The organism is Pseudoalteromonas sp. SG43-8 (assembly GCF_014164245.1).
GTDB lineage: Bacteria > Pseudomonadota > Gammaproteobacteria > Enterobacterales > Alteromonadaceae > Pseudoalteromonas > Pseudoalteromonas distincta.
Genome location: NZ_JACJEX010000001.1, coordinates 19,650 through 32,310, shown reverse-complemented (window position 1 = coordinate 32,310; position 12,661 = coordinate 19,650). Strand labels below are relative to the sequence as shown.

Sequence of the window (12,661 nt, the reverse complement as noted above, 5' to 3'; positions counted from 1 at the left end):
CAATAACTAATAATTTTTAATTAAAAAAGTGCTTATGCTTGGAAAGAAAAAATCAAACAATCAGGTCTTAATCGATATGGCAGAGAAACAAAAGCGTTATGAAGCCTTGGTCCACGTTTACAATAAAGAGCTTTATCGCTTTGCTTATTGGTTATGCCGTGATCCGCACATAGCAGATGATTTAGTACAGGAAACGTTTTTACGCGCATGGCGTTCACTCGACTCTTTACTTGATCAAAAGGCAGCTAAACCTTGGCTGCTTACTATATTACGAAGAGAAAACGCACGCCGATTTGAACGTAAACAGTTTGATTACAGCGACGTAGAAAACGATACGCTTGTTGATGAAACCAGCCATTCATTAGACGATGAAATGGAACAAACGGTAATTCAACGCCAGATTGCACTGCTATCTGATGAATACCGAGAGCCATTATTACTGCAAGTTGTAATGGGCTGCTCTGGTGAAGAAATTGCAGGCATACTCAATTTAAATAAAAACACGGTAATGACTCGTTTATACCGTGCCAGAAATCAACTTAAAGAGGCTTTAAGCCGTGATGATGAACAACTTAAAGGGGCATCAAAATAATGGATGAACTTGAGTTTCGTCGCCGCACTATTGCGCAGCCAAACGACATTGACAAGGAGCTTATGGAGTTTGCTGACAATAACCCAGAGCGACAAAGTTTTATTAACGATATGAAAGATTTTGATAAATTCATTCAAGATTCTTTAGATATACCTGTGCCTGAAAATCTTGCAGACCGCATTCTTTTAAACACATCCTTAAAAGAAAAAGCACTCCAAGAAGAACAAGCAACTGGTAAAAACGTGGTTGATGCTCGATCGCGTTTTAAGTTTGATCGTGTACATCTTGCGTTAGCAGCGTCTTTTGTAGTGGCGATTAGTGCCTTCTTTTTTAGTACAGAGCAAAATATTGCACACGAAGCAGGTGAGCATGCGCTTGCCCATGTGTACTACGAAATTAATGCGCTTGATAAAAAAGAGCCCATTAGCCTACAAAGCGTTAACGACAAGCTTGCAGTATTAGGTGGTCATCTTGATGAGCTTCCTGGCGCTGTAACTTATGCCATGTTTTGTGATTTTAAAGGCGAAAAAGGACTGCATTTAATATTTGAGTCTGACTTTGGTCCAATGACGGTATTTATAGTGCCTTCTGAAAATAAATCATTTGGTTTTGGGGATGACAACTTCCGCGATGAGCGCTTTGAAGGTCACATTAATCGTGGCTCACAAGCTGATACTATTTTAGTGGCAAGTCTTGGAGCACCTCTAGATACATACAATGAACGCGTTACTGGCGCAATTCGTTGGCTTTAAAATAGACAAATTTACCGCTTAGTTTCTACTGAGCGGTTTTTTGATTATATACTCACTAACAAAGCGTTTCTTCTCTCCCCAAAACCTCTGATTTTTAAAGTAATTAATTAAATTTCTAAAGAAAGTAAATTATAATCGCGGCTCGATTTTAATTAGGGAATTTCATGAAGAACATCATCGTTATTTTTTCATTATTGGCATTATTATGTACTGCCAGTTTTGATGCACACGCACGTAAAAAGTTTGGCAGTAGTAAACGCGGACAGACACCTGCAACACAACAAACAGCGCAAAAACAGCAAACAGATACAACAACACCTAACGCTGCACCTAAAGCCACATTAAATAAAAAAGGCATTATGGCAGGCGTTTTTGGGGGACTTTTAGCGGGTGGCTTAATTGCAGCAATGTTAGGCGACGATTTCGAAGGTTTTCAGCTATTAGAAATGATTTTATTAGCTGGCGGACTCTTTATTTTATTTAAGCTAGTAACGGGCTTTTTACGTGCTAATCGTGCCCCACAACTTGCCAGTGCAAATACAAGTGCTCAGCAAAATGCTCTTAAACAAGCACCTATCGAGCAACCAACAAGTACAGGCTTTGCAAGCAGCGCCCCACAAGGTGAAAGTGTGCCTTTTAATTTACCACCTAACTTTGACGTTAATGGCTTTTTGCAAGGTGCCCGTAGTCATTACCATACGCTACAAACTGCATGGAACAATGCCGATTACACCACAATGGCTGAATACTTAAGCCCTGCACTTGTTGCCGAGTTTAAAGCTGAACGTGAAGCTATACAAAGCGTAGAAACAGAAGTGATGTTTATTGATGCCGAACTTGTGCGCGCAGATACAAACGCGCAATCGTGGCAAGTTAGTGTTCGCTTTAAAGGTAAGTACCGTGATTTAGGCGATAAAAAAGAAGAGCCTATTTTAGAAATTTGGCACTTAGAGCGTCTAATTTCAGACGACGCTCCATGGCTAATAGTGGGTGTTGAAGATTTAATTGATACTTAATAATTTTATATTGTTTAAAACACCGCGCTCTTAACGCGGTGTTTTTTTATTTAAAAAACAATTGATTTACCACGTCCTGATGCTTCAGAAGCGGCATCTAATTGGCCCTCTTTATTAATAATAACGTGTAAGTCACCAAAGTGATTCTCATCTATGGTGTAACCCATTTTTGTAAGCTCTGCTTTTACGCTATCGGTTAAACCTATGTGTGTTCTAATTATATTTTTAGGCCATAGTTGATGATGAAAACGAGGGCTATTTACAACCTGCTCAGCAGTCATATCAAACTCTACCGCATTTAAGATAGATTCGTACACAGAGCTAATAATTGTTGTGCCACCAGGCGAGCCTGTCACCATTTTAACGGTGTTGTCTTTAAGGAGTATTGTAGGCGTCATAGAGCTAAGCATACGCTTGTGCGGCTGTATTTCGTTAGCTTTACCGCCTATTGCACCAAACACATTCATAACGCCTGGTTTGGCACTAAAGTCGTCCATTTCATCATTTAAAATAAACCCTGCACCTTCAACAACTACACCGCTACCAAACCCTAAGTTTATTGTGGTGGTATTTGCGACAGCGTTACCCATTTTATCAACGATTGAAAAGTGTGTAGTTTGCTCACTTTCTTTAAGGCCCGGTTTAATATTTTCGGTAGTCGAGATAGCGGTTAACGAAATGCCATTACTGCGCTCTTTGAGGTAGTTAATATTAGTTAATGCGTTGACTGGTACATCAAAAAAATCAGGATCGCCTAAATACTCCGCCCTATCTGCAAATACACGTTTACCTATTTCAGAAAGTAAGTGTACATACTGAGTAGAGTTATGCGCTAAGCCCGCATCTGGTTTTTGTAACTCATACATTTTAAGCCACTGTAAAATAGCAATACCACCTGAACTCGGCGGTGGAGAAGTAAGTACTTCATAACCATTCCAACTCGCTTTAATAGGTGTACGTGATTTAGCGGTGTAACCTTTTAAATCATCTTGATTAATTATACCGCCATGTTGGTGCATAAATTTAGCAATAATATTTGCAGTTTCGCCTTTATAAAACCCATCTTGTCCGTTATCACGGATACGCTTTAGCGTCGCCGCTAACTCGGGTTGCTTAAATACTTTATTAGCTTTTACATCAGCAAAGTATTTTTCGAAGTTTACATTTATTTTTTGCTCTTTTAGGTGGGCTATATAATTGCTCACACCTTTTGCTAACTTAGGCGGAACTACAAACCCTTGCTCAGCCAACGTTACCGCAGGTTGTACTAATTCTTCCCACTTTAAAGTGCCATGCTTTTGATGGGCAAGCCACATGCCCGCTACACTGCCAGGTACACCGCTTGCGTGAATGCCATATATTGATTTGTTTGCAATAACATTACCTTGCTCATCTAAATACATATCACGATGAGCTGCTGTTGGCGCTGTTTCGCGATAATCTATAAAATCACCCTTGCCATCTTTTTGAATAAGCATAAATCCCCCGCCGCCAATATTGCCGGCTTCAGGAAGTGTTACTGCAAGTACAAATTGTGCCGTAATAGCCGCATCAACAGCATTACCGCCTTGCTCTAATATACTTTTAGCAGCATCGGCACTGAACGAGTCAGGCATTGCTACCGCGCTTTGCGATAAAGGCTGCGCTAAAACGCTAAAAGCAGCGAACTGTAAAACCAGCACACTTTTGACGATTAATTTACTTGGTGCAAAAAACAATCCCATACAACATCCTTAATTTATTATTTTTTAGTTACGCATTCTTATTAATGCACGTCACTTAAGGACAGGTCAATCTTTATACTGTTGATATTTAATCATCTTTAAACACTTTTTGAATAAAGCACCGCGGGTAAGTCGCCTTGCTCGTCTGTATGTGTATAATTTTTTATAAATTGCAGGCCTAGCTTTTTCATTATATTTATAGAGGCCGTATTATCTTTTAGTGCCGTTGCACTTATCGCCTTAACGTCATCTTGCTTTATAAGTTCATCACATAATGCTAAAGCCGCCTCGGTTGCATAACCATGCCCCCAACTTGCTTGCTTAAAGCGCCAGCCTATTTCAATATCACTGTAGTTTGGTGCATCAGTAAAAAAGCCCATAGGCCTTATTAATACCCAACCTATAAATGTATTGGTTTGCTTTATAGTGATACTCCACAGCCCCCAGCCTTTAAGCTCATTTCGATATGCGAGCATACGAGGCACTCCCTCATTTTTTATTTGCTCTAAAGAGGTAGGTTCACCTCGTGTTAAATACTGCATTACAGCTGGGTCTTGGTCGAGTTCAAATAATTGAGGCCAATCATGCTCATTCATTAATTTAAAATTTAATCGTTTTGTTACGGGGGCGTTCATTTTCATTGTTGTATAGTCTGCCTCGAATTAATTATCAGTCTCTAAAGGAGATAGCACATGAATAAATTAGCAGGTTTAGCTTTATTAGGCACTTTAATTACATTAACTGGTTGTGAAGATGCCAACGAAGTAAAAGAAGATGCAAAAGATAAAAGCGCACAAATGCAAGAAAAGCTTGGTGATGCATGGAACGACGTTAAAGAGACAACTAACGATCTTAAAAATGACGAGTCTTTAAACGAGCTATTAGAGCAAAGTAAAGCAATGGGCTTAGACATGTACGACGACGGCAAAGAGATTGCGGTTGACGCATGGATTAAAAGCAAAGAAGCTGCTGGCGAGTTAACTGAAAAGACTAAGCAAAAAGCGCAAGAAATTGCTGACGAAATTGAGCAAGCGCGTCAAGAACATAACGAAGGTTAATTAAACTTTCGATAATAAAAAAGGAAAGCCTAGGCTTTCCTTTTTTGTTTTGGGCTATTTAGCCCAGATATACGTTTGCATATAGGGCTTATAAGCTCAAATTAACCTTTGTACTTACTCATAACTAAAGTCGCGTTTGTGCCACCAAAGCCAAAGCTATTAGACATTACAGTATTTAACTCAACGTCACGACGCTCAGTAATAATATCTAAACCTGCTGCTTGCTCATCTAACTCATCAATATTAATTGAAGGTGCTACAAAGCTGTGCTCTAGCATTAATAATGAGAAAATAGCTTCGTGAACACCTGCAGCACCTAATGCATGACCTGTCATTGCTTTAGTTGCACTGATCATTGGTGATTTACCACCAAACACTTCTTGTATCGCACCTAACTCTTTAACATCGCCTACAGGCGTTGATGTGCCGTGCGTATTTAGGTAATCAATACTATCTACATCTTGCATAGCTTGGCGCATACAACGTGCTGCACCTTCGCCAGATGGAGCAACCATGTCGTAGCCATCTGATGTTGCACCGTAGCCAACAATTTCAGCGTAAATGTGCGCGCCACGTGCAAGTGCATGTTCAAGTTCTTCAACTACAACAATACCGCCGCCGCCAGAAATAACAAAACCATCGCGATTTGCATCGTATGTACGAGACGCTTTTTCAGGTGTTTCATTGTATTTAGTAGAAAGTGCGCCCATAGCGTCAAATTCCATTGCCAATGTCCAGTGTAGCTCTTCACCACCACCAGCAAACACAACGTCTTGCTTGCCAAGCTGGATTTGCTCTACTGCATTACCAATACAATGCGCAGATGTTGCACATGCAGAGCTAATTGAATAGTTAACACCTTTAATTTTAAATGGTGTTGCTAAACAAGCAGATGTAGTGCTCGCCATAGTGCGTGGCACCATATAAGGCCCTACACGTTTTACGCCTTTTTCACGTAAAATATCAGCAGCTTCTACTTGCCATTTAGACGAACCACCGCCAGAGCCAACAATAATACCCGTGCGCTCATTTGATACTTGGTCGTCAGACAAACCTGAGTCTTCAATTGCTTGCGTCATTGAAATATAAGAGTAAGCAGCAGCATCTCCCATAAAGCGCATTGCTTTGCGGTCAACGTGTGCTTTAACGTCAATATCAATTTTACCCGATACGTTACTACGTAACTTATAATCGGCAAATTCTTGATTAAAAGCGATGCCGCTTTTGCCCGTTTTTAACGATTCTAATACTTCTTCTTTGTTGTTACCTATACTTGATACAACACCGATACCTGTAATTACAGCTCTTCTCATGGGTAATTCCCTTAGCTTAATACTTAATTGCATTCTATTTTACGCGAATTTAATCACCTAAGTGGTCAGCTTTCTAGCGTACACTTGTACTCTGAACTGCTAGCTTATAAATAACGCCAGACTATTTCAAAGAAAACCCGTAAAATAATTAAAAAATATATCTATAAAATTAAAAAATCATGATCAAAAATGCACATATACACTTTAATAATTTAGGTACACCTTTCGCTAATGACTTCGGTGATATTTATTTTTCTAATGACGATGGCTTAGCTGAATCGCATTATGTGTATTATGAGCAAAATAATATAGATGCACGATTACAAAATCATGACCAGCCACATTTTGTTATTGCCGAAACCGGCTTTGGTACAGGTTTAAACTTTTTAAATACATGGCAACGCTTTACTGACCACCTTGCACGTCAACAAGTTCAAAATCAATTAGATAATGGTGTTAAACGCTTACACTTTATTTCATTTGAAAAATATCCACTGCACATAGATGATTTAAACAAAGCACTACAAGCATGGCCTTCATTAAGTGCCTTTAGTAACAAATTATCTAAACAATACCCAATTAATTTAGAAGGATGCCACAGACTCGAATTTGACAATGGACTTGTTGTTCTCGATTTATACTTTGGAGATGCACTTGAATCAATACAAGCAATGAGCTATCCGCAAACAGGAATTGTTGACGCTTGGTATTTAGATGGTTTTGCGCCAAGTAAAAACCCCGAAATGTGGCAGCAAAGTTTATTTAATTCTATGGTCAATATATCAAGGGCAAATGCAACCTTATCAACATTTACTTCAGCAGGTTTTGTTCGCCGTGGATTAATTGATGCAGGCTTTAATACTAAAAAAGCCAAAGGCTTTGGCCAAAAAAGAGATATGCTTGTTGGCCAACTAGAGTGCGTAAATGATGCTCAATCAGCTCCTGCATATTTTCATCAAGATAGCAGCGCTTTAAAAAATGTAGCGGTCATTGGCGGCGGTATAGCCAGTAGCTGCATTTTATATAGTTTGGCTAAACGAGGCATAGCAAGCCAATTATTCTGCCAAGATGAAAAACCAGCTATGGGGGCATCGCACAATGTGCAAGGCGCTATCTACCCTCACCTACAAGCTAAAAACTCGCCGCACAGCGAATTGTTTGCACATAGCTTTTTATACGCAAAGCGCCTATATAACAACTTACTTAGCAGTGGTTTTAATTTTGATTACGATTGGTGCGGCGTATTACAACACGCAGTAAAAAAACCTCTGGCCGATAAACATGAAAACTTAGCACAAAAACAACTGTGGCCAACCCAGCTAATGCACAACGTAACCGCAGAGCAAGGCGACGAAATAGCCGGCGTAGAAACAGGTTATTCGGGCGTGTTTTTTGAACAAGGCGGCTGGGTTAACCCTCCGCAATTAGTAAACGCCATGTTAAGCGCTGCAAATAGCATAAACCCATTTAAAAGCGTACCTAACTGCAATATAAAACAGCTTAAAAAAACTGACAGCGGTTGGTTTTTATTAACGAATGATGAGCAGTTAGGTCCTTTTAGTGATGTAATTATTTGTGCAGGCGAGCACAGTGATGCATTTGAGCAAACAAAAGCGCTACCAATAGTAGGCGTACGCGGGCAAGTTTCACATATTGAGGCAAGTGAGCAATCACGCAAACTTAAAACAGTGCTATGCCATAAAGGGTATTTTACCCCAGCCTATTTAGATCATCACTGCATGGGTGCAACGTTTGAAAAAAATACTAAAAGCCGTCAAGTTACAGCGCTCGACAACCAATTAAACCAAGAGCAACTACTTAGCTTTTATCAGCAAAGTGAATTTGCCTCTACCCTTGGCAATATTACCTCGGCAAAAGCAGCTGTACGATGCACATTTATAGATCACCTACCAATGGCAGGGCAATGGTGCGAACAAAGTGATTATACAATGGCCTTTGCTAACTTACGCTTAGGAAAACGCTATCAATATGAGAAACTTAATAAGCCACAACAAGGCCTACATATTTTTACCGGCTTTGGCGCCCGCGCTTTATGTAGCGCACCGCTAAGCGCAGAACATCTCGTGAGTTGTTTAAATAACGAGCCTCGCCCATTAAGCGAACGTGTAAGCCAAGCTATTCACCCTGCCCGGTTTATAGTGCGAGACTTAATTCGTAATAAAATTTAAATGAGGTATGCACATTAAAACAATAGGTCTAATGTGCATATAAATTAAAAACATAAATTATTTCGAACTAGACAACCTTTCAACTAATTCAACACGGCGATTTAGTTCACGACCTAAATCATTTTTATTAGTTGCAACGGGTGAATAAGGACCCGCTCCTTGAGCTAATAACCTTGCTTTAGCTACCCCATAATCAGCAATTAATGCGTTAACAACCGCATCAGCACGGCGCTTTGAAAGCTTTAAATTATAATCAAACGAGCCTTTATCATCGGTATGACCAACAACATATAAACTCAATTTTTTATTTTTTTCCATAACTTGAGCAATAACATCTAACGCCTCTTTAGATTCAGCTTTAATAGTGGCTTTATCATAATCAAATAAAACACCGTAAATAGACGCTTTTCCTTTTTGCTCTAACTGCTCAAGAATTTTATCACTATTCGTTTCTATTAAGCCTGTCACTAAGGGCTCTGTACGAGCAACAACAAGCTGAATACGAGAATCGCCATTATAATTACCTATAAAAAAGGCAACGTAGGTAGTTTGCTCATTTAGAGTGTTTTTCATAACTTGATATCTAGGTTGGTGAAAGTAGTTATAAACAGATTTGATTGCCAGCTTATCGCCTAATGCTTGAATCTCTTTTCTTTTTGTACCGCATTCATTTTTTTGACAAGAAAATACGGTTTCAAAACCTTCTTTAGTCAAAGCACTCACATAGTTATGATAAATTTTTAACGTCGATACTTTATTCGCAATATAAGTAATTCGCGTTAAATCTCCTGTAACATCAAGCATAGGTGAAGTACTCGTTTTTTTATCAGACTTGCCAATTGGGATACTAAACTCCTCATAATCAACATTTTGATAATCCTCGATATAGCTACCAGGGTAACGACTTAATAAAAGATGATCAGCAGAACCTTTAAGATCTTCATGTGTAGATTTTTTTATTTTATTACTAACTTTTTTCTTGAATGCTTCAAAATCAGCTTTTATCAGCCCAGTTTCAATTTCTTTAATATTGATCGTAGTCAAAAGCGCTTGTGTCGTATTTTTATATTGTCCAACAAATAACGAAATGGCAGCTTCAGGAACCTCTCCTTTTGCTGCGTAAATATAATGTGGTTGTCCGTAATAACTAGACACGTTGAAATAGCTCGACTCTTCAGCCAGCAATTTATCCTCTCGCTTTTCATAACAATCGTTTAAAGAACATGTATACAAAACTTTAAATCCAGCATCATTTAAAGCGTCTTTGTAGTTTTCTATTACCTTTAAAGAAGCAACATTCTTTATTAGATAAGAAAAATGACTTACATCACCAATAAATGTCTTATATTCAAATTGTTGAGGTTTTTTTAGCGCAGGATTAAAGGCTGATACAAACTGTGCTTCTTCACCCGATAAAGTGACTTTTCTCTCTAATTTCGCATCGGGGTAAGCCGTTAATAATGGCTTTGCTTGCAGGTTAAATATGCAGCACAGGTAGGTAGTACAAATTAAAAGTACTTTGATAATATTATTTTTCATAAAAATTCCTTTTAAAGTATTAGTTTACATTAGCACTATGCCTAATGAGCAAACTTAATTCAACGATCCTTATTTGCGTAACTTTTTCAAACTTCAACGTGTAACTGGAGTGCAGCCATATTAAGAGTTGTATAATGCGTCGGTTAATAAGTTGTTTAAATAACGAGCCCCGCCCATTAAGCGAACGTGTAAGCCAAGCTATTCACCCTGCTCGGTTTATAGTACGAGATTTAATTCGTAATAAAATTTAAATGACAAAGGTGCTTATTGAGGTAAAATGAGTACCAATAAATGGAATTTATTATTTAAAGGACTTTAATGAAAACTTTAGCATTTTTAATAATACTGCTATGCACTCTATCGTTTAATGTACTTAGCCAAAACGTCACTGAAATCCCACTTCCTGAAGAGTTTGTTACAACAATGGATGTAGCCGGCGAATACCCAATGGTTCGCACTGGTTATTTAACAGATTCAATTTCTGATATCGCTCGCTTTTATCAGCAAAAATTAGGTGAGCCGTTAAAAACAAACGGCAATAATACATATCGCACTTTGTTTTATAATTACCAAGAACATAAGGTTCGTATTAGTCTATATCGCCGTAGTTATGTGACCGAAGTGAGTATAATGGTTGAATAAAAAGTTCTAAAAAACACGCCAAAAGCAGCTAATTTTAATGCTCAGTTAAGTATTGAATTTTAATTAAAGTATTTTTTGAAATTAGCTCATTTAAACTCTTTTTTACCCTTTAAAAATTATCCCCTACCCCCAAGGTCTGTTTGTAAGCACATTACTTTTACTATTTATTGGAAGGAGTTAATTATGAGTAAGACCCTAATTATTGGCGCAAGCGGACAAATAGGTAAAATGGCAACTGAGCTACTTTTAAAAAATGAGCAAAATGTTGTGGCATTAGTGCGTGACAAAAATAAGCTAAGTGATTTAAACAGCTCTTTTTTAACTATTGTTGAGCAAGATCTTGAAGGCGATTTTGGCGAAGCAATAAAAGGCTGTGACCAAGTGATTTTTGCTGCAGGTTCTGGTGGAAGTACAGGCGATGATAAAACTGTACTTATTGATTTATGGGCTGCAACTAAAGCAGCTACCTTTGCAAAAGAACATGGCGTTAAACACTTTATTATGGTCAGTTCAATTGGTGCAGACGACCCAGATTCAATTCAAGGTGATTTAAAACCTTACTTAGTTGCTAAGCACATGGCTGACGAGCACTTAATCAATAGTGGTTTAAATTACACCATTGTTCGCCCTGGTACACTGACTGATGATAACGCTTCAATGCAAGTAACGACGCAGCGACCAAGTGATCGTTCTGAGGCTAAAATTAGCCGTGAAAACGTAGCCAATGCATTATTACATATTGCGACTAACTCATTTATTACTAACCGCATCTTTGAATTATTTGATGGCGACAAACCAATTAAAGCCGCTGTTAAATAAGCTTTAATACCTATTTAATTAAACGTATAAACAATTATTGCAGATTAGTATAGCTCATCGATAAGCCAAAAATTACAGTGTAGTCACTCTGCATCGGTAGTTTTTAGGCAATGAGTTATTTAATTCGCTTAAGTAATTTATGTTTAATAAAGTTAAATTTACTCCACTAAGTAAATTAGTGGAGTAATATTTTAATACCTTGCCAACCGAGTTGTAGCGTTAATAGCGTTAAAACGACTCTAAAAATACGCTTAAATTTATCCCCAGCCATCCTTTTAAGTAATTTAATTCCAAACCAAGTACCTACAGCACCACTTAGTACCATAGCAATTACAAGCGGCATCCATTGCCAAAAGCTAAAACCAACAGCACCATAAATTACCGCTTTTAATAAATGTTGCACACTCATAATGCTCGAAAACGTTGCCGTAAACTTTAACTTTTCGTAATTATTTATATATAAACAGCTACCAACTAATGGCCCGCTTGCCCCCACAAACATAGAAATAAAAGTCGTTATGCCACCGGCGACCATACGCCATAGCTTAGAGGTTAATTTTATAGGTGGCGTTTTACCCCACAGTAAATAAATAACAAAAATAGCGACCACTAACTTCATAGCATCAAGCGATATATCATCAATAACAAAACTTGATAACCCCGCCCCTACTAAGCCGCCTAACGCAAAATATACAAACATGCTTTTATCTATATGTTTAAAGCTGAGTAAAAACCTATTTGCATTAGAGCCAAGCTGTACTAAACCATGCACTGGCACAACAACTGCCATAGGCATAAACGACGCCATAACAACAAGCAGCATTAATCCGCCACCCGCACCAAATGCAGCAGATATAAAAGAAGTAAAGCCAGCGGTGATCATCATTAATAAAAACAAAAATAAAGACATACTGTCGGGAAATAAAAAATCCATAAAACTCCACTGTCTATTTAGGTACTTTAAAGTCGCAGTATCTTAAACAATTAAAGGTACAACATACACTTATAGCAAGCGGT

General features: G+C 38.2%; 12 protein-coding genes. 7 read left to right on the top strand and 5 right to left on the bottom strand.

Annotation, left to right across the window (positions count from 1 at the left end):
• Positions 1-34 precede the first annotated feature (34 nt).
• The 3 genes from H5122_RS00145 to H5122_RS00135 all read left to right on the top strand — a co-directional run bounded on the left by H5122_RS00145 (position 35) and on the right by H5122_RS00135 (position 2,360).
• Positions 35-592, top strand: coding sequence for a sigma-70 family RNA polymerase sigma factor (locus H5122_RS00145; protein WP_032827217.1), 558 nt, complete (start codon positions 35-37; stop codon positions 590-592).
• Positions 592-1,344: a DUF3379 family protein gene (locus H5122_RS00140; RefSeq protein ID WP_138489429.1), complete on the top strand. Its 753-nt coding sequence runs from the start codon at positions 592-594 to the stop codon at positions 1,342-1,344. Before H5122_RS00145 ends, H5122_RS00140 begins: the two co-directional genes overlap by 1 nt.
• Before the next feature lie 164 nt (positions 1,345-1,508).
• A complete protein-coding gene (locus H5122_RS00135) occupies positions 1,509-2,360 on the top strand; it encodes a Tim44 domain-containing protein (protein WP_182682015.1) in 852 nt (283 codons plus the stop codon).
• Positions 2,361-2,410: 50 nt separating this feature from the next.
• On the opposite strand, the gene ggt is transcribed toward H5122_RS00135, so the two are convergent.
• Together ggt and H5122_RS00125 are read right to left on the bottom strand one after the other, a co-directional pair.
• A complete protein-coding gene (ggt, locus tag H5122_RS00130; RefSeq protein ID WP_004335612.1) occupies positions 2,411-4,084 on the bottom strand; it encodes a gamma-glutamyltransferase in 1,674 nt (557 codons plus the stop codon).
• Positions 4,085-4,182: 98 nt separating this feature from the next.
• Positions 4,183-4,725, bottom strand: a complete 543-nt coding sequence (locus H5122_RS00125) for a GNAT family N-acetyltransferase (RefSeq protein ID WP_004335610.1) — start codon at positions 4,723-4,725, stop codon at positions 4,183-4,185.
• 51 nt (positions 4,726-4,776) lie between these two features.
• Here H5122_RS00125 and H5122_RS00120 point away from each other — a divergent pair, with 51 nt between their 5' ends.
• Complete coding sequence (locus H5122_RS00120) at positions 4,777-5,142, top strand: hypothetical protein (protein WP_024596750.1); 366 nt, start codon at positions 4,777-4,779, stop codon at positions 5,140-5,142.
• Between the two features lie 101 nt (positions 5,143-5,243).
• Here the strand turns inward: H5122_RS00120 and fabB are convergent, their stop codons facing one another.
• Positions 5,244-6,455 carry a beta-ketoacyl-ACP synthase I gene (fabB, locus tag H5122_RS00115; RefSeq protein WP_007582000.1) on the bottom strand — a complete coding sequence of 404 codons (1,212 nt, stop codon included), beginning with the start codon at positions 6,453-6,455 and terminating at the stop codon, positions 5,244-5,246.
• 179 nt (positions 6,456-6,634) lie between these two features.
• Here fabB and mnmC point away from each other — a divergent pair, with 179 nt between their 5' ends.
• Positions 6,635-8,644, top strand: coding sequence for a bifunctional tRNA (5-methylaminomethyl-2-thiouridine)(34)-methyltransferase MnmD/FAD-dependent 5-carboxymethylaminomethyl-2-thiouridine(34) oxidoreductase MnmC (gene mnmC / locus H5122_RS00110; protein WP_182682014.1), 2,010 nt, complete (start codon positions 6,635-6,637; stop codon positions 8,642-8,644).
• Between the two features lie 57 nt (positions 8,645-8,701).
• Here mnmC and H5122_RS00105 read toward each other — a convergent pair whose 3' ends face one another.
• Positions 8,702-10,183: an OmpA family protein gene (locus H5122_RS00105; RefSeq protein ID WP_182682013.1), complete on the bottom strand. Its 1,482-nt coding sequence runs from the start codon at positions 10,181-10,183 to the stop codon at positions 8,702-8,704.
• 318 nt (positions 10,184-10,501) lie between these two features.
• Here H5122_RS00105 and H5122_RS00100 point away from each other — a divergent pair, with 318 nt between their 5' ends.
• Positions 10,502-10,825 carry a hypothetical protein gene (locus tag H5122_RS00100; protein ID WP_004335602.1) on the top strand — a complete coding sequence of 108 codons (324 nt, stop codon included), beginning with the start codon at positions 10,502-10,504 and terminating at the stop codon, positions 10,823-10,825.
• A 183-nt stretch (positions 10,826-11,008) separates the two neighbouring features.
• Entirely contained in the window at positions 11,009-11,644 is a 636-nt protein-coding gene (locus tag H5122_RS00095; RefSeq protein WP_182682012.1) for an NAD(P)-binding oxidoreductase, read from the top strand.
• A gap of 175 nt (positions 11,645-11,819) precedes the next feature.
• On the opposite strand, the gene H5122_RS00090 is transcribed toward H5122_RS00095, so the two are convergent.
• The gene (locus H5122_RS00090; RefSeq protein WP_182682011.1) at positions 11,820-12,578 is read right to left on the bottom strand and encodes a sulfite exporter TauE/SafE family protein; all 759 of its coding nucleotides are present in this window, start codon (positions 12,576-12,578) and stop codon (positions 11,820-11,822) included.
• Between the last annotated feature and the right edge of the window lie 83 nt (positions 12,579-12,661).